The sequence below is a fragment of the Pseudarthrobacter sp. MDT3-1 genome (genome assembly GCF_054510755.1).
The window spans coordinates 1-23095 of the sequence record NZ_JBTNDX010000021.1; the positions used below are offsets into that span (position 1 = coordinate 1).

A 23095-nucleotide genomic window follows, 5' to 3' on the forward strand; every position below is an offset into this window, starting at 1 on the left:
AGAAGGGGGATTAACAGCCGTTGTTATGTCGCACCCATAACAAAAACACCGGAATCCTGCGGAAGTCAGTCGAACACCATCACCCCATGTCCAGAGTCCTGGGCCTGGACCCGGTACGAGCCGTGCATGGCAACAATCGTCGAACTGGACACCGGGCAGGTACTGGGCATCGTGGACGGACGCGACCACAAGGGCGTCGGCGACTGACTCTTCGCCCGGCCGCTGCAATGGCGGCTCGAAGTCCAGGTCGTCGCGATCGACCCGTTCGCAGCCTTCCGGAAGGCGCTGCGGATGTGGTTGCCGCACACTGCGGTCTCGGTGGATTTTTTCCACGTGACGCTGCTGGCCAACGACATGCTCACCACAGTCCGCCAGGGCCTGTCCCTGCGGGTCAGGGGCCGGCGCGGCAGGGCCACGGACCCGGCGTGGGCGAACCTGATGCTGCTGCTGAAAGTCAACGAGAACCCCTCAGAACGCGGACAGCACCGGCTTGCCGGCGTGTTCGCCGCTGACGATCCGACCGGCAGCCTCCAGGCCGCCTGGCATGTCAAGGAACAACTCCGCACCCTGCTGAAAACCGGCTCCCTCGAAGCCACAGCCGCGGCAAAGACAGCCCTGACGGACCTCGTGGAACGCGCAGCGATGCCCGAGACCAACAGGCTCTATCGGACCGTGTGCCGATGGTGGGCCGAGATCGAAGTCCTCATCGTCACCGGAGCAACAACCGCCAAGGTAAAAGCAAACAACACCGCGATAAATCACATCAAGCGCAAATCAGTTAACCGGCCGCGGCTACCGTAACCCGGTTGGCAGAATGAGACATCATCTCAGCAGACCATTCCCCGGGAACTTTGAAGAGCCCCCATATTCCGGCCTTCCTGTCGCCACGACGGGCCTTCTTAGATGAGCATGGATAGGGCCGTCTGAATCTTGCGCCGCGGTGTAGTCCCCGTACGGTGTGGCGTGGTGCGGCGGGAAAGAGGCACTGACCTCTTTCCCGCCGCACCGAAAACCGCCAGCCCGGCGGTGGCGTCTCGTACCGTACTAATGAACGAGGACAGCCCGCTTCGCCAACATGGCGATGCGCATGTACATCTGACCGGCGCTGCTCCGCAGGTCAGAGCTCTTGGCCCGGAATTTCCCTGCTCGGCTTTGGCTTCGCCAGACAGACGGGTCGCGATACAGAATTGGGAGGACGAGCTCAAGCTCCTCCGGGGTACGGACTTGAACTCCAGCGAGGCCCAAGTACTCGGACAGAGACTGGGGCATTTGTTGATAGATGACCGGGACGCCGAGAGAGGCTACTTCGACGGGGACCATCTCAAACGTTGCGTACTTGATGGGAGTTACCATCAACCTCATGCTGGAAATCCGCTCAGAGAAGTCGTCACGCAGGAACGGCCAAATCTCGTCCACGTCCAGGGGGACGTCGTATTTTGGTTTGTACTGTCTGACGGCATGAATGGGCGCCTCCGGCAGTGCGCTTCGGATTGCCTTGATCCATTCCTCGGCAGGGTGACTCATAAGGGAGCTGTCACTGAGTTTGGCGATGTCCCCAACGAATATGCCGTCACTAGTATGAAATTCTGCAGCCGGAGGGAGGGGGAGCGAAAGCGTCTTGGGTATTGGGACCAAGAGATGCTCGACATCGTCGAGTTCAGGGTGCTGCAGCATAGCTTCCGTGAAGACCATCAGCACGACTCGATTTCCGTACTTGGCCTCCCACTCAAGGAGTTTCTGCCGGATGTGCCTATTGCGACTGGATTTGCCGTTGACCGATAGGTTAATGACTACAACGCGTCCACGGCCAGCGTGCAGTTCAACGAGGTGTTCAACACGGGCAAAATCTGGGCGTTCGGGATCGCCGACGTAGATCATCACGACAGAGACCTGGGCCCCACCAAGATTCTCAGGGTCCCCCGTCTCGATGTCAGCCAGCACGACGTTGGCGCCGAATTGCTGCAGTAGGGACGCCGTGATGTGGCACGACTTGAGGATGCCCCCCTTCTTCCACTTGGCTTTATCTGTCCGACCGATAACTGCAACACCGAGATCGTCACGTGCGAGTTCGGGTTTTAGCTCGTTGATTTTCCACGCACCGTGATCCTTGACCAGTTTGCTGACATGCGCCCGCACATCGAATTTAGCCACGGGATCGCCCTTGCCCAGAGACACGTTGGAAATGGACGGGGCATCAGCCTCGATCGGAATCGCCCAGCCTTTTTCGTGGCGCAACACCACCATCGGCACGTTATTCCATTGAGCCTTACGGGCCAAGAATGCGTCAGCCATGTTTGGGTAATGAAAGTCCTCAAACTCGACGGGCATTGTGCTTGTGTGGAATCCAGCGATGCCCGTTCCCAGGAGGTGCACCGGAGTGTCCTTGCCGCGGAGCGTTGAAAACGAGAGAACTCGCCTGTACTTGCTGTTGTAGTAGTCTTCGAAGTCGTCGGAAAATATCGACCCGTGCCAGCCCACGATTGCCTTACGCCCGTATCTTTCTATCCCGTCGATCATATAGTCGACGTAAAAGTCGGGATACTCGATGTCATCGTCGCACGTCAGGTAGTAACCATCGAAACCTTCAATAAACAAAAACTTTCCGCGGTCGCCATAGTCCGGCCCGGTAAAGAACCGTACACGCGAGTCGTGAGCAATATCGCTGGGCGGAATATCGGCTCCATTCAGGTAAACGAATATCTCATCGGCCTGCGGAAGCAATGCTTCCAAAACTGCCTTTAGTCCCCGCTCCCGTCCGGGCATGGTGGCAATGCCAATTCGTACCGAGTCAGTGCGTCGATACCCTGAACCCTGGACTTCGCGCATGCGGAGAGAATTAGCGGATTCCGACTCGACCAGCTGGGAACCTCCCCGCGCTAAAATAACCTCACGGACGGCGTTTACCGCTGCTTTGGCCGACAGCGCCTCAGGCTGGTTAGATTCCCATCTTTCAGCAAGGTTCTTGAAGGCTCGATGCCAAGATACGGCGGCAGTCTCAAATTTTTCTCGGTCGTCAAGTGCCTTATCCAGCTCCTCAACGGCGGTGGCAAGACGATCAGCGAGGTCTTGCTCTGCACGGGACACTTGCCTTTCTAGGGTTGTTTCCACCGCCTTTTCGATGGCTTCCCGTGCACGTTCAATCACCGCGCATGCCCGGTCATAAGCGGCAGTGGAAGCAAGAAGGCGGTGATCGTTACCTTCCGAAAGCTTTGCGACGCCCTGCTGGATTGAGTCCGTCAACTGTGATCCAACACGAGAGACTGCTTCCGATGTGCCTTGGGAAGCGGCAAGAACCTCTAACGCAGTTCCTCTGAGGGATAGGACAGAGTCATTAATGTCGGCGGTTGCGCGCTGATTTTCCGCATTCTTGTCGGAGAGGGTTGCAATGCCGTGCTCGAGAAATTTTTCGATTTTAGATCCGGTACTAATAACCAATTCGGACGTGTCGCGAGTCGCATCAACGATTTGTGTACGCGAGGACTCCAAATGATCGGCGATAGAAGAGGTTGTCGTGAGAATTTTGGCGGCCCTCTGTGCCAATGAAGTCGTTGATTCACGAATCTCAGACAGGCTATCCAGCTGCAACGCGGTCTTGGACAGGTCGCCAGCCATTCCCTCCACTGCTTTTAGGACGTCCTGGTGGCGGCCGCTGTCCTCGTTGTTGACCGGTGCCAGATTGCCCACTTTGTTGGATATGCGGTCGAGGCTGGTCAGGGTCCGCCGGCTGTCATGGCGACGAGCGTCGATTTCGAGACGATGCCTGAGCTGCGCGACTGATTCAAACTGCATTGATTCGGGGTGGACCCAAACGTAGTTGACGCTCCGTCCTCCCTCAGCAACCACCTCATATCCCATTGGAACGAGTAAGTCCGACAGGCCCCGATATGCCTCTGGCGAGTGAGATTCAGCCACGATGGTCGGTTTGTCCCTAGCAATGACAGACAGGCCACCCTCTACGACCTTATTTTCGGCACCCTCAACATCTATTTTCAGAAGGGCTACCGGCCGGTCTCCAACGATGTCTGTGAGGGTCCTTCCCTCGATGGAATGTGGCTGTTTGCCGGATTCAATGGCTTGGAAGGTGCCGCCGTTTTCGGGGATATTGTTGATCATTTCGAAATCGGATTCTTTATCCCACACGACACATTGAACCGTCGAAACGCGTTCATTCAGGGAGTTTTCCACGATATTACGCTGGAGGAGTTCGTAGTTGATAGTGACTGGTTCAATGGCCAATACGGGATTCTCAAAGAAACTGCCGAAGTACACCGTGTGGTTTCCGATGTTGGCACCGACGTCAACAATCAGGCCGTCAGACGAAAAATGCAGGGAAGCAATGATGTCGAGGAGATCGTTCTCGTAGAAGTTTCCATCGCGCGAAACAAGCCCGAAGATGTACTCGTTCTCAAGGCCGGCTAAGACAACATGTTTTCCGCGGACGCTGAATGACGTGCTTCTTACAGTCTTGCTTGTGGGCATTCTCGGCACCTTCAAAATAGATTGCTTCGTTTCGGGCACACCCCAGGAGACCGTGCGTGAGCGATCCTCGAACGTAGCCGTGGGAAGTCCTTCCTACTCTAGCGGTTGTTGCACGACCACCCTGTCGGGTTACTGGACGCCGGATGGCCGTTCCATATTTATGGCGTCAACCCCTTGTGGTCACGGCCGCAAACGTCCGGCCACTACACTTGGGGAGGCGGAGAGTGCGTGCAGGTGCCGGTCTGTGAATGCAGACCTCGAAACGGAGCGAGCCATTCGCTGCAGTTCAGTTCGGTGAAGACTATGGAGGTGCTTATGAAAAGCAAAACGATCAGATTAGCTGTTGGAGCTTGCGTAGTCCTTGCTGTTGCGGCTGTTTACTTGGCCGTTAGTTTCGTTAGCCCCGCTGTTTACCTAACCGTTATTTTCTCGGGTCTCCTCTTCACCATTCTGACCAGCACGTACTTCATTGTTACTAGAGTGGTTCAGTCCAGCCGACGTCATATCAGGGCCAGCGCGGATCTGCACAAGATGACACATCTGCGTCTACAGAATCTTGAGGCGTCGCGAGCCAGAGCAGCCGTAAAAATGCAGAAAACACTTTCCCTAACTGCAGCAGGTATCGGAAGAACTGACCGCGCGCTGTCCGACAGCGAGGCAGCGCGGGCGCGGGCGGCAAAGAAGGCGAATGATCAGATCAACTCTCTGCTTCGCGCGCTGTCCGACAGCGAGGCAGCGCGGGCGCGGGCGGCAAAGAAGACGAACGATCAGATCAACGTCGTTCTGAGCGAGCTAAGACACTTGGGCGCGGCCGCAGAGGGCCTCGAACGTCTGGGCACGGCTTCTCGGGAGCTGTTGGTTGAACGAGAGAAGAGCCGTTCGCAATTGGTGGAATCGTTCACCACGCATGCAGTGCAGGTGGAAATGTACCTAACTGAAATTCAGGAGAGCCTGGCCCATCCTGTCCCAAGCTACAAAGAGGAAGTTCTGGGCAGGTTGCTGCATCGGGCAGGTTAGGTCACTTCAGCAGTCACACCAACAAATATACGCCGCATTCCGGAGCGTTAGCCTCCGTGGGTTCAAGCGTTGGAAACAGGCTCTCTTTCCCAGGTCCCTACAACCAAACAATCCGTCTCATGGCTGCTTCTGCTGCTACGGTTTTGAAGTTATCGGTTAGACGAGGAGTGTAGCGGACGGAAATTGGTCTTCGTGGCTACTTAGTGTCATGCAGTCAGCGTGGGAATTGAAGTCGTTTACTCTTTTTCCCACTCCCAGTTGCTCCGAGATTGCTGCGAGGCTCCTTTTGGCGGCGTGTCCATCACCGTACGGATTGATGGCGTTCGCCATGGTCTTGTAATGCAGTCGATCGCGAAGGAGACGCATTACTTCTTCAAAGATGCGGTGTTCGTCCGTGCCGATGAGCATTACGGTACCCGCATCGACGGCCTCGGGGCGTTCGGTGTTGTCACGCATGACGAGTACTGGCTTGCCGAGGCTGGGTGCCTCTTCCTGGACTCCGCCGGAATCGGTGAGCACGATGTGCGCCAAGGACAGCATGCGGGTGAACTCGCCGTAGGCCAGGGGCTCCGTGACGATGACGTTTTTCTTGCCCTCCAGGGCCGGAAGTACGGCCTCACGGACCACGGGGTTCTTGTGTGCAGGCAGCACAATGACCAGGTCCGGCTCGGCGTCGGCAATGCGGGCAAGCGCCCGGCCCACGCCACGCATGGCGTCGCCCTGGTTTTCGCGGCGGTGGGTTGTGACCAGAAGGATCCGGCGCCCGCTGGCGGCCAGGTCTTCAAGCTGGGGGTCCGTGAACGCTATTTTCTTGCCCACTGTGGTGAGCAGTGCGTCGATCACGCTGTTTCCCGTGACAACAATGTCGTCCTCGGAAATACCCTCCGCGAGGAGGTTCGCCTTGCTGGTGCTGGTGGGAGCCAAGTGCAGGCTGGCGATCTGGCTGGTGATCTTTCGGTTGGCTTCTTCGGGAAACGGCGAGAGCAGGTTCCCGCTGCGCAGCCCGGCCTCGACGTGCACCACAGGGATGCCGTGGTAGAATGCGGCAATGGCGCCAGCCGTGGACGTGGTGGTGTCACCCTGAACGATGACAGCGTCCGGCTTGTTATCGGCAAAGAGCTTGTCCAGGCCGTCGATGGTGCGCGTCATGATCGCCGAAAGAGACTGACCTTGCTGCAGGATGTTCAGGTCATGGTCGGGGACGATACCGAAGAGCTCGTTGACTTGGTCCAGCATCTCGCGGTGCTGGCCTGTAACAGTGACAATGCAGTCGAAGTCAGGTGAGTCCTGAAGGGCGGTAACGATTGGGGCCATTTTGATGGCCTCCGGACGCGTCCCGAAAATTGGCATGACGCTGGGCACGGATTTCCCCCAAGAATGGCAGTGGTGATGTGCCGATGCTATCGCAACGACCAACGAAGTGATGAATTGAGGGCGCGAATTAGCCGGCCAAGATCAAGGTCAATGCCAGAATCGGGATGCTGGCCGAGACAAGAATCACTACGCCTAGTGCTACGAGACGCTTGGTACGCGGGCTGGCCTTCTTTGTTGCCGGGCCAGGGGGTGCATCCGACTTAACAGGGGGAACCGCCGCAGGAACTGGCTCCGTAATCATGCGGCCTCCTGGCAGCAACTGATCAGGAATCTCCCGGCGGAATCGCCGTTTGCGCATGTGCCGGGGACCAGGAGGAAGCGGCCTGAGGGGCAGGTCAGTCTCGCTCAAGTTATCTCTCCTCACCAGCAATCCAGCCCGCACACGGTGCACAGGCAAAGTTCAATTGTTGCATCCAGCGCCTTAGGAACCGCACTCCGGGTGCAGATTCACATCAATCAGGCCCACCGTCTCGATCACAAACCGCCGCAGCCACTCCATCGAGTCGAGCTTGGGATTGGACGCCACCATGGTGACCGTGGCGTCCGTGCATTGCTGGATCAGAGTCTCTGACCTGGGCACATGATAGGAGGATGTGACCACCGCTATCGAGGTCCAGCCGTTGGCCTTCACCAACTTCCCGATCACGTCCGCCTCGCTGCGGGTATCCATGCCAACCGGCCGGAAACAGACCAACGATGCACTGGGAAAGGAGGCCTCCCGGCACAGGGTGTCTGCAGAAAAGTTTCCCGGCGTGTCCGTCCAAGAGACCACCAAAACTGGTGCCCCCGCGTCGGCAGCGAAGCGCTGGGCAACAGGCAGGCGCTCCCCGCTGCTGCCGCCCAGAACGATGACCGCATCCACGGGAGGCGTCGACGAAGCCGGCGACGTGACGCAAAAGAGCAACAAGCTTGCGGTGAACCATAAAACGAATAAGCCAAAAAGGGTGCCGGTAAAGATCTTCGCGGCGATGGTCCCCTTTTGATGCACTCTGCAAGTCTAGGTGCCCGTGCGGTGCTTGGATGTCGGCCCCAGCCGATAGCGTAGGGCTGTGCCTGCAGAACAGTTGACCGTCGCCTCGCTCTCCGAGTCCGAGCTCCTTGCCCGGATCTTCCCGCGCCTGAATCATAGCTCAAGCGTCCTTTTGGGTCCGGGAGACGACGCCGCGCTGGTATCCGCCCCGGACGGCCGGACCCTGATCTCCATCGACACCCAGGTGCAGGACCAGGACTTCCGGCTCCAATGGCCCAACGGGTACCGCACCACGGGCTTCGACGTCGGCTGGAAGGCGGCGGCCCAGAACCTCAGCGATATCAACGCCATGGGCGGCGTGGCCACGTCGCTGGTGGTGAGCCTGACGTTGCCGCCCGAAACTCCTGTCAGCTGGGTGGCGGACCTTGCCGACGGCCTGACTGCGGGAATCAGGGAACTCGGGGCCGCCGAGTGCTCCGTGGCCGGGGGCGACTTGGGCCGCGGCACGGAAATCTCCGTCACGGTCGCCGTGCTGGGCTCGCTGGCGGGCGGAGAGGCCGTCCTGCGATCCGGTGCACGTTCCGGCGACGTTGTGGCTCTGGCCGGGACGGTGGGACGGGCCGCAGCCGGGCTTGCGCTCCTGGAATCGGAAACCGCACTGGAGTCCCTGGTGCCGGCGCAGCGGGCGCTCGTGGAACTGCAGTGCCGGCCGCGGCCGCCCCTGTCCGCCGGGCCGGCGGCAGCACGGGCCGGTGCCACGGCCATGCTGGATATCTCTGACGGCCTGGTGCGCGACGGCGGCCGCCTCGCCGCCGCCAGCGGCGTGGCGCTTGACCTTGACCCCGGTGCACTGAAACCTCTCGCAGAAGCCCTGCGTCCGGCGTCGGACCTTCTCAGTGCTGACCCCATGGCCTGGGTGCTGGGCGGGGGAGAGGACCACGGGCTGCTGGCCACATTCCCGGCCGGCGTTCAGCTGCCTGCCGGATTCACTGCGATAGGCTCAGTACAAGCCCCGGGAAGCTCCACACCACCGGGCGTCACAATTGCGGGCCACGCCGTTGGCACCGGGGGATGGGATCACTTTGCAGACTAAGGTTGCCGCCAACGCGCAAGCGATGAAGCGGTGGTTGGACAAGGCTGAAACCGCCATTGCCAACCACAGCGACCGCCTCAATGCCATCAACATCTTCCCCGTGGCGGACGGTGACACCGGCACCAACCTTTACCTCACCGTGCGGGCGGCCGCACGTGCCCTGCGCAGCGACCCGGCGGGCCAGGGCACGGCAGTCACTGCTGATCCCGGCCAGGCGGATGTCGGAGCAGTGCTGGCGCGCGCCGGCCGGGCCGCAATGGAGCAGGCCCGGGGCAACTCCGGAACCCTTTTCTCGGTCTTCCTCTGCGCTGCGGCTGAACCCCTGGCCGGTCACACCCGACTGACCTCAACCCTTCTGGCCGCCGCCCTGAACCGCGCCCAGATCCGCGCCTGGTCTGCGTTGAGCGATCCCGTACAAGGCACCATGCTTTCGGTCATGGAGGCCGCCGCCCGCGCCGCCGCGGCAGTGGACGCAGGACACAACGGCGACGACAGCAACCAAGCCCTGGGCAAAGCCCTCGACGCTGCCGTCAACGGCGCGCTGAAAGCAGTAGTCAGCACCGAGAGCCAGTTGGCCGCCCTTGAAGCCGCGCATGTTGTCGATGCCGGGGGAGTCGGCATGCTGCTCATCCTCGACTGCCTCCGCTCCGCCGTCCTGGGCGAAGAACTGCAGGGCGAACTCCTCGACGGGCTGCACGGCTATGACGTCCAGGACCCCCACATCCACACTGATATGCCGGTTGACGACGGCGTTGAGGTTATGTGCACCATCAGCCTGTCGCCGCTCACCGCGGCCACGCTGCGCCAGCGGCTCGACGAAATCGGCGAGTCCGTCATCATGAGCCAGGTGGACAGCCTGGCAGATGCGCACGGCAGTTACCGGTGGCGGGTCCACGTGCACGTCTCCGACGCCTCACCGGCCGTCGCCCTGATCCGTTCCCTCGGCGAACCCAGCGACATTTCGGTCAGCGAACTCGCCATGCCCCGCGATCCCGAACCAGCTCCGGTGAACTCCAGTGGGCATGAGCGCTGAACTCGACCTGGGCCTGGAACGCCTGATCGGAAAGCGGTCAGCTTCGGCCATTGAGAAGCATCTGGGCATCACCACGGTGGGCGGGCTGCTGAACTATTTCCCTCGCCGTTACCTGAACCGCGGCGAGCTGACCCCCATCAGCGAGTTACCCGTGGATGAGGAAGTCACCCTCATCGCGCGGGTGCTCTCCAACAGCACCCGCAAGATGCATACCCGCCGCGGTTCCATCACCGACGTCGTGATTACTGACGACGCCGCCTTCCATGGCCGTCCGCGCCTGGCCGCCGTAGGCCCCGGCAGCGGGCACGGCACTCTCAAGATCACCTTCTTTAGCGGCCACCGGGCAAGGGCCGAACTCCTGCCGGGCCGGCGCGTGATGTTCTCCGGCAAAGTGACCCGGTACGGCCCGTCACTGGGGCTGACCAACCCGGACTTCCACCTCCTGGACGAGGACCCGGACATGCCAGCCATGGACCCCGAAAAGCTCGCCGCCATGCCCATCCCGGTGTATCCGGCCACCGCAAAGCTCACCAGCTGGTCAATCCAAAAAGTCATCTCCACGCTCCTGGAAACCGTGGATCTGGACGCCCTGCCGGATCCGCTGCCGGAGACGGTCGCCGCGCGGGAAAAATTCCTTCCAGTGGCCGAGGCCTACCGGCTCATCCACAAGCCGGAAACGCAGGCTGACTGGAAGAAGGCCCAGGAGCGATTGCGTTACCAGGAGGCCCTGGTCCTGCAGGCGGCACTGGCCCGGCGCCGTGCCCAGCTTGCGGCCGAGGAAGCCACGGCGCGGCGCCCGGCCACCAACGGGCTGCTGGCGGCGTTCGACAGGCAGCTGCCCTTCACGCTCACCGGCGGCCAGACCGCCGTCGGGAAAACGCTGGCCACGGAGCTGGCACAGGACAGCCCCATGAACCGGCTGCTGCAGGGCGAGGTCGGCTCGGGCAAAACCATCGTCGCGCTGCGGGCCATGCTGCAGGTAGTGGATGCCGGCGGGCAGGCGGCCCTCCTGGCGCCCACCGAGGTCCTCGCCGCCCAGCACTTCGAATCCATCCGGCGGACCCTGGGCTCCCTGTCCCGCGACCCGATGCTGTCCGCGGACGGGCTGCTGGGCAGCCTGGCCGAAGGGGCGGTGCAGGTCACCCTCCTCACCGGCTCCATGCCCACCGCCGCCCGGAAACGGGCCATGCTGGACGCCGCATCCGGCGCGGCCGGGATCGTGATCGGCACGCACGCGCTGCTCAGCGACAACGTCGCGTTCTACGACCTTGGCCTGATCGTGGTGGACGAACAGCACCGGTTCGGCGTGGAGCAGCGGGACGTTCTCAGGTCGAAGGCCAACAAGCCGCCGCATCTGCTCGTCATGACGGCCACGCCCATTCCACGTACGGTTGCCATGACGGTCTTCGGCGACCTCGAAACCTCCGTCCTGGACGAGCTCCCGGCTGGCCGGGCGCCGATTTCCACGCATGTGGTGGGCCTCGCCGAAAACCCCGGCTGGGCAGACCGCATCTGGTCCCGTTCCCGTGAGGAGATCGACGCCGGGCACCAAGTATACGTGGTGTGCCCCAGGATCGGAACGGACGACGACGGCGACTTCAGTCCGGGGGAAGCGGAACCTTCCGCGGCTGACTTAGCAGGCGACGGCGCTGCGCGTGAGCTCGCGTCGGTGACTGCCGTCGTCGAACATCTCCAGCAGGAGCCAGCTCTGGCCGGTGTGCCGCTTGGGCCCATGCACGGCCGCCTGGACCCCGCGGTCAAGTCCGCCGCGATGGCCGATTTCACGGCCAACCGGACCAAGCTCCTGGTTTCCACCACGGTCATCGAAGTCGGGGTCGACGTCCATAACGCAACGCTGATGGTGATCCTCGACGCCGACCGCTTCGGCATTTCCCAGCTGCACCAGCTGCGCGGCCGGGTGGGCCGTGGCGGGCTTCCCGGAACGTGCCTGCTGGTCACCAACCTCGAACGCGGGCACCCGAGCCGGCTCCGGCTCGATGCCGTGGCGGCAACCACCGACGGCTTCGAGCTGTCGCAGGAGGATTTGAAGCTGCGCCGCGAGGGCGACATCCTGGGCGCGTCGCAGTCCGGCGGCCGCTCCACCCTGAAACTGCTGCGCGTGCTGGAACACGAGGACATCATTGCGCAGGCGCGCCAGGACGCCCAGGAAATTGTGGGCTCGGATCCGGCCCTGGCGCGGCATCCGCGGTTGGCGGAGGCCATTGACGAGTACTTGAACCCCGAGAAGGAGGCGTTCCTTGAGCGCGGATAGGAGGCGGACATGAGCCGCATCATCGCGGGCGCCGCAGGCGGGACCCCCCTGGTCAGCGTCCCCGGCTCCCTGACCAGGCCCACTACTGACCGCGTTAAGGAAGCACTGTTCTCCCGGCTTGACGCCTTCGGAATCATTGCCGGTGCCCGGGTCCTGGACCTGTACGCAGGGTCCGGATCGTTAGGGTTGGAGAGCGGAAGCAGGGGCGCTGAGGCCGTTGACCTCGTGGAATTCGATGCCAAGGCCAGTTCCGTGTGCCAGCGCAATGCGGACCTGATCAACGGCGTGCTGGGCCGCAAAGGTGTGACGGTCCACCGGTCCAAGGTGGAGTCCTTCCTGGAGCGCGCGGCGGAGACGGCCAGCTGGGACCTGGTGTTCCTGGACCCGCCGTATCCGCTGGATGACCCTGCCCTGTCGGCGGTGCTGGGCAAACTCGCAGATCATCTGGCTCCGGCGGCCGTGGTGGTGGTAGAGCGGTCCTCGCGCTCGCCGGAGCCGTTCTGGCCGGCCGGGCTGGAACGGTTTGCCGAGAAGAAGTACGGCGAAACCCGGCTCTGGTTCGCAGAGCCTTTCGTGCCTGACGCCATCGCGCCGGACGTTGTTATTGAGGAGCAGTCGCCGAAGCAGGCTTAGGCTGGGCCGGCGAGCCCGTCCAGGTCCACGCCGGCCAGAACCTTCGCGGGGTGGGGGCCGCGTGCCGTCAGTTCGGCTGTCCAGGCTTCGGGCCAGGGCGCCTGCGTTCCGGCGAGGATGATGTTGCCGGGGTAGCGGCCCGCGAACATCCCGGTTTCGGCGAAGGCCGCCACGTCGGTCATGGCGCGGCGCATGGCGGCGGCCTGGCTTCGTACCAGGGTCAGGCCGGGTTCATCGCCCACGTTGACGATCAGCAAGCCTTCCGGTGCAAGGCGTGCACGGGCCTCCTGGTAGAACTCCTCGCAGGCGATGTGGGCCGGGGCTTCCGGACCCGAAAAGATGTCCAGGATCACGACGTCGAACTGAAGTTCCGCGTCCAGGTCCGCCAGGGCGTCGCGGGCATCGCCGATGACGGTGTGCAGGTCGGTACCGTCAGGCAGGGGGAGTTGCTGCAGGACAAAGTCGAGGAGCTCGCGTTCCAGCTCCACCGCATACTGGACGGATCCGGGCCTCGTCGCCTGGATGTAGCGCGCAAGGGTCAGGGCTCCGGCCCCAAGATGGAGCGCGGTGATTGGCTGGCCTTCGGGAGCGGCGAGGTCCACAATGTGGCCGATCCGTCGCAGGTACTCGTAGAAGATCTCCTCAGGATGCGCCAGGTTAACATGGGACTGCTCGGCCCCGCCGATGCTCAGGACGTAGCCGCCGTCGGTGAAAGCATCGGGCTCGATGGAGGCGTGCTGTCCCGTGGTCCGCAGGAACCGCGTGGAACGTGTGCCGCCGGGCTCCGCCATCAGAGCTTTCCGCTGAGGGTCGCCAGCCTGGCGGCGGCCTCCTCGAGGAGCTCCACTTTCTTGCAGAACGCGAATCTGAGCAGGCTCCGCGTCCGTTCCGCGCCCTCCGGGTGGCAGAAGACGGGGACGGGGATCGCGGCCACTCCCACCAGTCCGGGCAGCCTGCGGGCCAGGTCCACGGAGTCGCTGATGCCAAGGGGCGCGGTGTCCACGTTGACGAAATAGGTGCCCTGCGGCGTGTAGACGTCGAATCCTGCGGCGCGAAGGCCTTCGCTGAGGATGTCCCGCTTCTTCCGGAGGGTGGCCGAGATGCCCTGGTAAAACTCATCCGGCAGTGCCAGGCCGGTCGCGATGGCCGCCTGGAACGGTGTGCCGGAGCTGTAAGTCAGGAACTGCTTGACCGTGCGGACGGCCGCCACCAGATGTTCCGGGCCGGTCAGCCAACCGATCTTCCAGCCAGTGAAGGAGAAGGTCTTTCCGGCAGACGAGATGGTGATGGTCCGCTCCGCTGCACCCGGCAGGGTGGCGACAGGAATGTGCCTGGCGCCGAAGGTGAGGTGCTCGTACACCTCGTCGGTGATGATGAGGCAGTCATGCTTTGCGGCAAGCTCAACGACGCGCTGCAGAACATGGCGGGGGAGGACGGCGCCGGTGGGATTGTGCGGGTTGTTCAACAGCACCACCCGGGTGCGGTCGGTGAAGGCCGCCTCCATGGCCGTCATGTCCGGGTAAAAGTCGGGAGCCAGCAGCGGGGCGGTGACGTGAGTGGCGCCTGACAAGCCGATGACGGCGCCGTACGAGTCATAAAACGGTTCGAACGTCAGCACGTCATCGCCAGGGCCGACGAACGCCAGCAACGTTGCGGCGATCCCCTCTGTGGCGCCGGTAGTGATGATGACCTCTGTGTGCGGGTCCGGGGCCAGCCCGTAGAACCGCTCCTGGTGGGCAGCCACGGCCTCACGCAGTTCCAGGATACCCTTGCCGGGCGCGTACTGGTTGGCCCCGGCTTCGATTGCGGCCATCGCTGCCGCCTTGATTTCCCGCGGTCCGTCCTCGTCAGGAAAGCCCTGCCCGAGGTTGATGGCGCCGGTCTGCGCCGCCAGCGTGGTCATCTCTTCGAAGATGGTGACGCCCAGTTGGCCGGCAGGTCCCAGCAGATTGGCGCCTGAGGCGGTGCGCTGCCACGGGGCAGGCACGGTGGGCATGGAAAGGTCCCGCGGTGGATGCATCCAGTCATGGTATCCCGGCCGTCCCATGCGGTAGGTTCGGTGCATGAGACGCGCTGTCTGCCCCGGATCCTTTGACCCCATTCACAACGGCCATCTCGAGGTCATCGCCCGTGCCGCCGGCCTCTTCGATGAGGTGATCGTGGCGGTTTCGACCAACTATGCGAAGAAGTACATGTTCAGCCTGGGGGACCGTCTGGATATGGCGCGCGAAACCCTGGCATCCCTCAAAGGCATTGTGGTGGAACCGGTGGGCGACGGTCTCCTGGCCGAGTACTGCCGCCAGCGCGGTGTCTCCGCGATCGTCAAAGGTCTCCGCTCATCCTCAGACTTCGACTACGAACTTCCGATGGCCACCATGAACCGCCAGCTCAGCGGCGTGGAAACGGTGTTCCTGCCGGCCGAGGCGCACTACCTGCATCTGTCATCCACCCTGATCAAAGAGGTGGCCGGTCTGGGTGGCAGCGTGTCCGACTATGTGCCCCGGTCGGTACATAAAAGGTTGCTCGCGGGCGGGTCTGCGCCCGATCAGCCGCCAAGAGGGTAGGCTAGTCCGGTACTTCGACGGCCGTCCGTCGCCTGGTTTGAGTCCCTGCGGTTCTTCAGGCTAAGATGGTACGTCGGTCATATGTTCAACAGGAGTTCTCATTAAACGAGATGCTAGTTCGCCCTTGGCGTTCGACGTCAAGGATCTCGGGCGCAGCCCGGGCAGCATGCGGACACTGAAGGAACATGTACCCGCACCAAGTGATCTTGGTGTGGCACTCATTGGCGTTCAGGAAGGCTCGGACATCGAGCTGGATCTGAGGCTTGAGGCCGTACACGAAGGAATTCTGGTATCAGGAACCGCGGTCGCCGAAGTAAAAGGCGAATGCGGCAGATGCCTGGATCCCCTTGCGTATGACCTTGAGGTCAATCTGCAAGAACTTTTCTTCTACGAGGGCGTTGTGCTGTCGGACGAGGAAGACGAAGAAGAGCAATATCGAGTCGAGCGCGATGTTATCGATCTTGAACCGGTGTTGCGGGACGCAGTTGTAACCATGCTGCCGTTCCAGCCGGTGTGCCGGGAAGACTGCCAGGGCCTTTGTTCCGAATGCGGAATTCGCCTGGAAGACGAGCCGGGGCACCACCACGAGGTCTTGGATCCTCGCTGGGCTGCCCTAGCTGATATGGCTAAGCCTGACCGGCAAAATTGATTTGTACGTGTTTGTCTAGAGAGAAATGAGTTAGCCGTGGCTGTCCCGAAGCGGAAAATGTCTCGCTCGAATACCCGCGCCCGCCGCTCCCAGTGGAAGGCAACTGCCCCCCACCTGGTGAAGACCGTAGAGAACGGCCAGGTTTCTTACAGCCTGCCGCACCAGGCAAAAGTCGTCACCGACTCGGCTGGCACTGCGTTGTTCCTTGAGTACAAGGGCCGCAAGGTCGCAGACGTCTAATCGGCCGCTTGGGCTGACATGATGTCTTCAACTGAAGAGCTTCTGAAGCGTCTCGGTGTCTCCATTGACGCCGGGACGCTTCGTCTTGCTCTGACACACCGTTCCTACGCCTACGAAAACGGCGGCATCCCCACCAACGAGCGGCTCGAATTCCTGGGCGACTCCATCCTGGGCTTCTCCGTGACCGATGCCCTATACCGGGACAACCCCACCCTGCCCGAAGGTGACCTTGCCAAACGCCGCTCTGCGGTGGTCAGCACCCGCGCCCTCGCCGGCATCGGCCGAAGCCTCGGCATCGGCGACTACATCTACCTGGGACAGGGCGAAAAGCTCACCGAGGGCAAGAACAAGGCTTCGATCCTAGCGGACACCATGGAAGCACTCATTGGTGCCACCTACGTGTCCAACGACATCGAGACTGCCCGTCAGCTGGTCATGCGCCTGATTGGCCCGCTGCTGAAGGATGCTGCCGCTCTCGGCGCCGGCACCGACTGGAAGACCAGCATCCAGGAACTGGCGGCCAGCCGGCAGCTCGGCACCATCTTCTACGCCGTTGAGGGGGCGGGGCCGGACCACGCCCGTACTTTCACGGCTGTCCTGAATATCGGGGGCAAGCCATACGGCAACGGATCAGGCCACTCGAAGAAAGAAGCGGAGCAGGAAGCTGCCGCGGACGCCTGGCGTCAGCTCTCCCCAATCGCGGGAGCCGCCGCTGCCCCTGCAGCGGAGGGCGCATCACCGGAGTCCTCCCGCAGCGTCTAGGCTGAGCCGTGCCTGAGCTGCCTGAAGTTGAAGTGGTCCGCCGCGGACTGGTGAGTTGGGTCCGCGGCCGGACCATCACATCCGTGGACGTGCTGGACCCACGTTCCCTCCGCCGCCATGCCCTGGGCACCGAGGATTTCAGGGGCAACCTCCAGGGTGCCACGGTTGTGGACGTGGTGCGCCGCGGTAAATTCCTTTGGATGCCGCTGTGTGAGACACCCGGCGCCACCGACACGCCCACCGTCGCACTGATGGCCCACCTCGGGATGAGCGGCCAACTCCTGATGCAGGACGCGGACGTGCCCGACGAGAAACACCTCAAGGTCAGGCTGCGCCTGAGTCCCGGGGCCGGTATGCCTGAACAGCTCCGGTTTGTGGATCAGCGGATTTTCGGCGGGCTGTTCGTCACCGGCATGGTTCCCACGGACGACGGCGGCCCGGGCGGCCAGGCGGAATCTCCCGTTGCGTTCATCGCCGAGGAAGCCTCCCACATCGCCCGGGATCCCCTGGATCCGGCGTTTTCCTTTGACCTTTTTTACAGCCGGCTGCGAAAGCGCAAGACGGGCCTCAAACGCGCCCTGTTGGACCAGGGTCTCGTATCAGGCATCGGCAACATCTATGCCGACGAGTCCCTGTGGCGGGCAAAACTGCATTACGCCAGGCCCACCGATACGCTGCGACGCGGCGACGCGGAACGGCTCATCACCAGCGCGCGCGAAGTCATGCTGGACGCACTTGCCGCCGGCGGTACCAGCTTTGATTCGTTGTACGTCAACGTCAACGGGGCCTCTGGTTACTTCGACCGCTCCCTGAATGCCTACGGGCGGGAAGGGAAACCCTGCAGCCGTTGTGCCGCCGTCGGGATTAACTCCGTACTCCGCCGCGAGCTGTTCATGAACCGCTCGTCCTACACCTGCCCGGTCTGTCAGCCGAGCCCGCGCAACGGCCGCTGGTAGGCCGCCGTCGCCCTGCCGGCCATGATCGGGCGCTGCCCGGTGCAGGGACAGACACCCGGCAATCCGTGGAAACCCGCAGGGACGCAGTAGATTTGGGGCAGCAAAGCAGCCGCTTCAGCCATTCAGGAGACCAGAAACACCTTGCACCTCAAAAGCCTTACCGTCCGTGGGTTCAAGTCGTTTGCGTCGGCCACGACCTTCGATTTTGAGCCCGGAGTCACGGCAGTGGTGGGGCCGAACGGTTCCGGCAAGTCCAACGTGGTGGACGCCCTCTCCTGGGTGATGGGGGAGCAGGGAGCCAAAACGCTCCGCGGCGGCAAAATGGAGGACGTCATTTTTGCCGGGACTTCCGGGCGGCCGCCGCTGGGCCGGGCCCATGTGTCCCTGACGATCGACAACGCTGACGGGGCGCTGCCCATCGAATACAGCGAGGTCACCATCTCGCGGACCCTCTTTCGCACCGGGGGCTCTGAATACGCCATTAACGGCGCCAGCTGCCGTCTGCTCGACATCCAGGAACTGCTCTCGGATTCCGGTATGGGCCGGGAAATGCATGTCATCGTGGGCCAGGGGCAGCTGGACAAGGTCCTGCACGCCACTCCGGAGGACCGCCGCGGCTTCATCGAGGAAGCGGCCGGGATCCTCAAGCACCGCCGCCGCAAGGAAAAAACGGTCCGCAAGCTTGAGGCCATGCAGGCGAACCTGCAACGGCTGAGCGACCTGACGGGGGAGATCAGGCGCCAGCTCACACCACTCGGCAAGCAGGCTGATGTGGCGCGCCGCGCCCAGCGGGTCCAGTTCGATGTCCGGGACGCACGCGCACGGCTGTTGGCCGACGACCTCGTCCAGCAGCAGAGTTCACTCGAGCAGGACGTGGCTGACGAAACGGCGCTGAAGGCCCGCCGTGCCGTAGTGGAGCAGCAGCTGGAGGAGGGGCGCCGCCAGCAGGCAGCTGTGGAACAGCTCGCCGCCGAGGCCACGCCAAAGCTCAACGCCGCGCGGGATACCTGGTACCGGCTCTCCGCTTCCAGGGAACGGCTCCGTTCGCTGGGCTCACTGGCCCAGGAACGCGGCCGGCTGCTGGGTGCCGTTGATGCTGAACCGTACTCGGGCAGGGATCCTGAGCAGCTGGAACGGCAGGCCGTCCGGGTCAGGGATGAGCTGACGGAGCTGGAGCGCCACATCCTGGACCGGCGCAGTGCGCTGGACTCAGCGACGGCTGCGAAGACCGGGGCCGAACTCGAGGCGTCTGCCGAGGAAAAAAGGCTCACTGCCGTCCTGCGGGCCGCAGCGGACCGGCGCGAGGGCTTGGCGAAACTTGCCGGACAAGTTGGTGCGGCAAGATCGCGGGTTGAATCAGCGCAGGCCGAGCTGGGCAGGCTGCGGGAATCACTCGCCGCCGGACAGGAACGCCGCCGCCGGGCCCAGTCGGAGTTCACCGCCCTGGAAACCCAGGTGGCGGGGGTCGAAGAGGGGGAGGAAAGCCTCGACGCCGACTACGAGGACGCCAGCGCAGAGCTCGACGCCGTCGTCCAGGACATTGCCGATCTGACCTCCGCAGGGGGAGAAGCTGTGCGCCAACGTGACGCCCTCGTGGCCCGACGGGACGCACTGCAGCTCGGCCTGAACCGAAAAGACGGCGCGGCGCACGCCCTCAACTCCGGGCTGGATGGCGTTGTGGGCACGCTTGCCTCGGGCCTCACCATTCAGCCGGGTTATGAGACGGCGATTGCCGCGGCGCTGGGCGACGCCTCCGAAGCGATAGTGGTCCGGGATCCAGCCGTGGCCGCCGTCGTGGTGCAACTTCTGAAGGACGACGATGCGGGGCGTGCCTCCCTGCTGCTGGCGTCTGCTGTGCCCCTGCGGGACGCAGACTCCGGCACGGGCGTACCCTTGCCGGCAGGCGCACGCTGGGCTGTGGACCTGGCATCCGGCGGGGGCGTGACCGCACCCGCCGTGGCCGCGCTCCTGACCGGGGTGGCAGTTGTTGAAGACCTGGATGGTGCGGGGCTGCTGGTTGCCGAACGCCCGGACCTGACAGCCGTGACCCGGGCCGGGGACGTGTTTACCGCCCTCACAGTGACTGGAGGCTCGGCGAAGGCGCCGTCCTTGCTTGAGGTGCAGGCCGCCGTGGACGACGCTGAGGCCCGGCTGGCCGTTGTCACCGCGGATCTGGAACGGAACAGGTTCGCCCTGGCAGGCGCCGAGGTCCGGCGCGCCGAGGCGCTGTCGAGGGCAGAAGCTGCCCTGGACCGCCTGCACGATTCTGACGCCCGGCTCGCGGCCGTGGCCGAAAGGCTCGGCCACCTGAACTCCATTCTGCGCAGCGCCGTCGGCGAAAGCGACAGGCTGGCCGCTTCGCTGGCCAGGGCCGAGGGCAATGTTGTCACCGCGGAACAGGCGCTCGCCGCCGTTGCGGCGCGGCTGGCTGCGGCGCAGGAGGCGCCGGCCGAAGAGGAACCCTCCACCGAACAGCGCGATGCGCTCGCATTGGCCGCATCCCTGGCCAGGTCTGCGGAGATGGACGCGAGGCTCTCGCTGCGCAGCACCGAAGAGCAGTTGACCGCCACCCGCAACCGGGTTCTCTCGCTGGAGCGGGCGGCGGCCACCGAACGACGGGCGCGTGAAGAGGCTGCCGAACGGGCGCGCCGCCGTCGGATCCAGGCCAGACGTGCGGCCGCCGTCTCCGCTGCGGTGGAGCTGGCAATCCGGTTCATCGATGTTTCTGTTGAGCTGGCCAGGCATGAACGTGACCTCGCCGAAGAGAACCGGGAAGAGCGGGACCGTGCGCTGCTGGCGACCCGGACAACCAATGACACCCTGGCGCGTGAGCTGGGGGAACTGACCGACTCGGTTCACCGGGACGAACTGGCCCGCGCCCAGCAGCGGGCACGGATTGAAGCCCTGGAAACACGTTCCATCGAGGAACTCGGGATCACCCCCGACGTGCTGGTGGCGGACTTCGGCCCGGACGTTCCCGTGCCCGTGCCCGCGGAGGAAAGCGGGGACAAATGGGCGGCACTGCGGACACCCGTGGACGACGACGGCACACCGGTCCCCGAAGGCAAGCCCTTTGTCCGGGAGGAGCAGGAGAAGCGCCTCCGGAAAGCCGAGAGGGACCTGTCAGCCCTGGGCAAGGTCAACCCGCTGGCGCTGGAGGAGTTTGCGGCCCTGGAGGAACGCCACCAGTTCCTCAGCACCCAGTTGGAGGACCTGAAATCCAGCCGTAAGGACCTGCTGGACATCATCAAGGAAGTGGATGACCGGGTCCAGCGGGTCTTTACCGAGGCCTTTGAGGACACCCGGGACCAGTTCGTCCACGTCTTTGAACGCCTCTTTCCCGGCGGCGAAGGCCGGCTGGTGCTGACGGACCCTTCGGACATGCTCACCACCGGAATCGAGGTCGAAGCGCGACCTGCCGGCAAGAAAATCAAGCGCCTCTCACTGTTGTCAGGAGGCGAACGGTCCCTCACCGCCGTCGCCCTTTTGGTTGCTATCTTCAAAGCCCGCCCCTCGCCGTTCTATGTCATGGACGAGGTTGAAGCGGCCCTTGATGACACCAACCTCGGCCGGCTCATCACCATCTTCGAAGAGCTCCGGGAGTCGAGCCAGCTGATCGTGATCACCCACCAGAAACGGACCATGGAAGTGGCTGATGCGCTGTACGGCGTCACCATGCGCGGGGACGGCGTGTCCACCGTCATCAGCCAGCGGCTGGGCGCCGACGTCTAGCATCCGCGGCAGGTGGCCGCCCCGAACGCCTGCCGCGTTTGTGAGAAGCTAGGGGAGTGAATGACATCCTCCCCATTATTCTGTCCATTGTTGCTGCCCTGGCGGTTATTGGCGGGCTGATCCCGGTCCTGTTGAAGACGCGGAAGAACATCACCCAGTACCCCGGGACGCGCGACGCCAATGATCCTGCCACCCCGCAAGGCGGGGGAACACTGCTCGAGGACGCGCCCGTGGTTCCCGCCGAGCCCAACGCCCCCGCCGGCGTCGACCTCGAAGACCTCGAAGTCACCGATGTACCTGATGACGTGGCGGGCCTGGAAACCATCCAGGTTGAGACGCCCCTTCCCGTCGCCGGCCGCCTGACCCGCCTCCGGGAGCGACTGGTCCGGTCGAACAACATCCTCGGCAAGAGCCTGCTCGCGTTGCTGTCCAGCGACAAGATCGACGAACACGTCTGGGACGAAGTGGAGGAGACCCTCCTGCTGGCCGACCTCGGCACTGAACCCACCATGCAGCTGGTCGACGCCCTGCGGGAGCGCGTGAAAGTGCTCGGCACCAGGACCCCTGAGCAGGTCAAGGCACTGCTCCGCGAGGAACTGATCAAGCTCGTGGATCCCACCATGGACCGCGCCCTGCGCACCGACCGGCACGCGGACAAGCCGGCCGTCGTGCTGGTGGTAGGCGTCAATGGCGTGGGCAAGACCACCACCGTGGGCAAGCTCGCCCGCGTGCTCGTTGCCGAGGACAAGGACGTCCTGCTGGGCGCGGCGGACACGTTCCGCGCGGCAGCCGCGGAGCAGTTGGCCACGTGGGGCCAGCGTGTGGGTGTTCCCACGGTGAAGTCCGACGTCGACGGCGCGGACCCGGCGTCCGTCGCCTATGAGGCGGTCAAGGCGGGCATTGAGCAGGAAGTCGACGTTGTCATGATTGACACGGCGGGCCGCCTGCAGAACAAGACCGGCCTCATGGACGAACTCGGCAAGGTCAAGCGCGTCATCGAGAAGCTGGCCGAGGTGGATGAGGTTCTGCTGGTGCTGGACGCCACCACGGGCCAGAACGGCCTGAACCAGGCCCGCGTTTTCTCCGAGGTAGTGAACATCACCGGCATCGTCCTGACCAAGCTCGACGGGACCGCCAAGGGTGGCATCGTGGTGGCCATCCAGAAATCACTCGGCGTGCCGGTCAAGCTGATCGGTCTTGGCGAAGGCGCCGATGACCTGGCTCCGTTCGAAGTTGAGAGCTTTGTCGACGCCCTGCTGAACTAGGGACCGGGTCTACACCGGGTCGACACCAACGAGGGGTGAGTTCCCGCCGCTAAGCC

General features: G+C 63.3%; 19 protein-coding genes. 14 read left to right on the forward strand and 5 right to left on the reverse strand.

What is annotated here, in order from left to right; all coding sequences use genetic code 11:
- Together ACX80X_RS15490 and ACX80X_RS15495 are read left to right on the forward strand one after the other, a co-directional pair.
- A partial coding sequence (locus ACX80X_RS15490; protein WP_459312563.1) for a hypothetical protein occupies positions 1-207 on the forward strand: 207 nt, incomplete at its 5' end.
- Positions 208-222: 15 nt separating this feature from the next.
- Complete coding sequence (locus ACX80X_RS15495; protein ID WP_256476974.1) at positions 223-801, forward strand: transposase; 579 nt, start codon at positions 223-225, stop codon at positions 799-801.
- A gap of 243 nt (positions 802-1044) precedes the next feature.
- Here ACX80X_RS15495 and ACX80X_RS15500 read toward each other — a convergent pair whose 3' ends face one another.
- A complete protein-coding gene (locus ACX80X_RS15500) occupies positions 1045-4479 on the reverse strand; it encodes an FkbM family methyltransferase (protein ID WP_252601647.1) in 3435 nt (1144 codons plus the stop codon).
- A 315-nt stretch (positions 4480-4794) separates the two neighbouring features.
- Between ACX80X_RS15500 and ACX80X_RS15505 the strand changes: the two genes are divergently transcribed.
- Positions 4795-5496, forward strand: a complete 702-nt coding sequence (locus ACX80X_RS15505) for a hypothetical protein (RefSeq protein WP_252601645.1) — start codon at positions 4795-4797, stop codon at positions 5494-5496.
- Between the two features lie 156 nt (positions 5497-5652).
- On the opposite strand, the gene wecB is transcribed toward ACX80X_RS15505, so the two are convergent.
- Complete coding sequence (wecB, locus tag ACX80X_RS15510) at positions 5653-6858, reverse strand: non-hydrolyzing UDP-N-acetylglucosamine 2-epimerase (RefSeq protein ID WP_252601643.1); 1206 nt, start codon at positions 6856-6858, stop codon at positions 5653-5655.
- A 433-nt stretch (positions 6859-7291) separates the two neighbouring features.
- Positions 7292-7858 carry a YdcF family protein gene (locus ACX80X_RS15515; protein ID WP_252601640.1) on the reverse strand — a complete coding sequence of 189 codons (567 nt, stop codon included), beginning with the start codon at positions 7856-7858 and terminating at the stop codon, positions 7292-7294.
- Positions 7859-7919: 61 nt separating this feature from the next.
- Here ACX80X_RS15515 and ACX80X_RS15520 point away from each other — a divergent pair, with 61 nt between their 5' ends.
- From ACX80X_RS15520 to rsmD, 4 genes are read left to right on the forward strand one after another with little or no spacing between them, the layout of a single operon-like run.
- Complete coding sequence (locus ACX80X_RS15520; RefSeq protein ID WP_252601637.1) at positions 7920-8933, forward strand: thiamine-phosphate kinase; 1014 nt, start codon at positions 7920-7922, stop codon at positions 8931-8933.
- Positions 8934-8955: 22 nt separating this feature from the next.
- Positions 8956-9966, forward strand: coding sequence for a DAK2 domain-containing protein (locus tag ACX80X_RS15525; protein ID WP_252601634.1), 1011 nt, complete (start codon positions 8956-8958; stop codon positions 9964-9966).
- Positions 9956-12238 (forward strand): ATP-dependent DNA helicase RecG, encoded by a 2283-nt coding sequence (locus tag ACX80X_RS15530; RefSeq protein WP_252601631.1) that lies wholly within the window; start codon positions 9956-9958, stop codon positions 12236-12238. The genes ACX80X_RS15525 and ACX80X_RS15530 overlap by 11 nt, the downstream gene beginning before the upstream one ends.
- 9 nt (positions 12239-12247) lie before the next feature.
- The gene (gene rsmD / locus ACX80X_RS15535) at positions 12248-12871 is read left to right on the forward strand and encodes a 16S rRNA (guanine(966)-N(2))-methyltransferase RsmD (protein ID WP_252601628.1); all 624 of its coding nucleotides are present in this window, start codon (positions 12248-12250) and stop codon (positions 12869-12871) included.
- Here the strand turns inward: rsmD and ACX80X_RS15540 are convergent.
- Together ACX80X_RS15540 and ACX80X_RS15545 are read right to left on the reverse strand one after the other, a co-directional pair.
- Positions 12868-13662: a spermidine synthase gene (locus tag ACX80X_RS15540; protein WP_252601625.1), complete on the reverse strand. Its 795-nt coding sequence runs from the start codon at positions 13660-13662 to the stop codon at positions 12868-12870. The two genes, rsmD and ACX80X_RS15540, sit on opposite strands and share 4 nt — an antisense overlap.
- Entirely contained in the window at positions 13662-14891 is a 1230-nt protein-coding gene (locus ACX80X_RS15545; protein WP_252601622.1) for an aminotransferase class I/II-fold pyridoxal phosphate-dependent enzyme, read from the reverse strand. Before ACX80X_RS15545 ends, ACX80X_RS15540 begins: the two co-directional genes overlap by 1 nt.
- Positions 14892-14934: 43 nt before the next feature.
- Between ACX80X_RS15545 and coaD the strand changes: the two genes are divergently transcribed.
- From coaD to ftsY, 7 genes are all read left to right on the forward strand, one after another.
- On the forward strand, positions 14935-15435 hold the full coding sequence (gene coaD / locus ACX80X_RS15550; protein WP_058932102.1) for a pantetheine-phosphate adenylyltransferase: 501 nt from the start codon (positions 14935-14937) through the stop codon (positions 15433-15435).
- A gap of 124 nt (positions 15436-15559) precedes the next feature.
- The gene (locus tag ACX80X_RS15555; RefSeq protein ID WP_252601619.1) at positions 15560-16084 is read left to right on the forward strand and encodes a YceD family protein; all 525 of its coding nucleotides are present in this window, start codon (positions 15560-15562) and stop codon (positions 16082-16084) included.
- A gap of 36 nt (positions 16085-16120) precedes the next feature.
- A complete protein-coding gene (rpmF, locus tag ACX80X_RS15560) occupies positions 16121-16324 on the forward strand; it encodes a 50S ribosomal protein L32 (RefSeq protein WP_104061248.1) in 204 nt (67 codons plus the stop codon).
- 21 nt (positions 16325-16345) lie between these two features.
- Positions 16346-17086 carry a ribonuclease III gene (rnc, locus tag ACX80X_RS15565; RefSeq protein ID WP_252601660.1) on the forward strand — a complete coding sequence of 247 codons (741 nt, stop codon included), beginning with the start codon at positions 16346-16348 and terminating at the stop codon, positions 17084-17086.
- An 8-nt stretch (positions 17087-17094) separates the two neighbouring features.
- Complete coding sequence (mutM, locus tag ACX80X_RS15570) at positions 17095-18042, forward strand: bifunctional DNA-formamidopyrimidine glycosylase/DNA-(apurinic or apyrimidinic site) lyase (protein ID WP_252601616.1); 948 nt, start codon at positions 17095-17097, stop codon at positions 18040-18042.
- A gap of 141 nt (positions 18043-18183) precedes the next feature.
- Positions 18184-21774, forward strand: a complete 3591-nt coding sequence (gene smc, locus ACX80X_RS15575) for a chromosome segregation protein SMC (RefSeq protein ID WP_252601613.1) — start codon at positions 18184-18186, stop codon at positions 21772-21774.
- Positions 21775-21830: 56 nt separating this feature from the next.
- Entirely contained in the window at positions 21831-23039 is a 1209-nt protein-coding gene (gene ftsY / locus ACX80X_RS15580) for a signal recognition particle-docking protein FtsY (RefSeq protein WP_252566025.1), read from the forward strand.
- The last annotated feature ends 56 nt before the right edge of the window (positions 23040-23095 follow it).

What these genes read in the sequence shown, in the direction of transcription:
- ACX80X_RS15500 (WP_252601647.1), bottom strand. Translation starts at nt 4,479, where the DNA reads ATGCCCACAAGCAAGACTGTAAGAAGCACGTCATTCAGCGTCCGCGGA.
- ACX80X_RS15505 (WP_252601645.1), top strand. Translation starts at nt 4,795, where the DNA reads ATGAAAAGCAAAACGATCAGATTAGCTGTTGGAGCTTGCGTAGTCCTT.
- ACX80X_RS15525 (WP_252601634.1), top strand. Translation starts at nt 8,956, where the DNA reads ATGAAGCGGTGGTTGGACAAGGCTGAAACCGCCATTGCCAACCACAGC.
- ACX80X_RS15530 (WP_252601631.1), top strand. Translation starts at nt 9,956, where the DNA reads ATGAGCGCTGAACTCGACCTGGGCCTGGAACGCCTGATCGGAAAGCGG.
- rsmD (WP_252601628.1), top strand. Translation starts at nt 12,248, where the DNA reads ATGAGCCGCATCATCGCGGGCGCCGCAGGCGGGACCCCCCTGGTCAGC.
- ACX80X_RS15540 (WP_252601625.1), bottom strand. Translation starts at nt 13,662, where the DNA reads ATGGCGGAGCCCGGCGGCACACGTTCCACGCGGTTCCTGCGGACCACG.
- ACX80X_RS15545 (WP_252601622.1), bottom strand. Translation starts at nt 14,891, where the DNA reads ATGCATCCACCGCGGGACCTTTCCATGCCCACCGTGCCTGCCCCGTGG.
- coaD (WP_058932102.1), top strand. Translation starts at nt 14,935, where the DNA reads ATGAGACGCGCTGTCTGCCCCGGATCCTTTGACCCCATTCACAACGGC.
- rnc (WP_252601660.1), top strand. Translation starts at nt 16,346, where the DNA reads ATGTCTTCAACTGAAGAGCTTCTGAAGCGTCTCGGTGTCTCCATTGAC.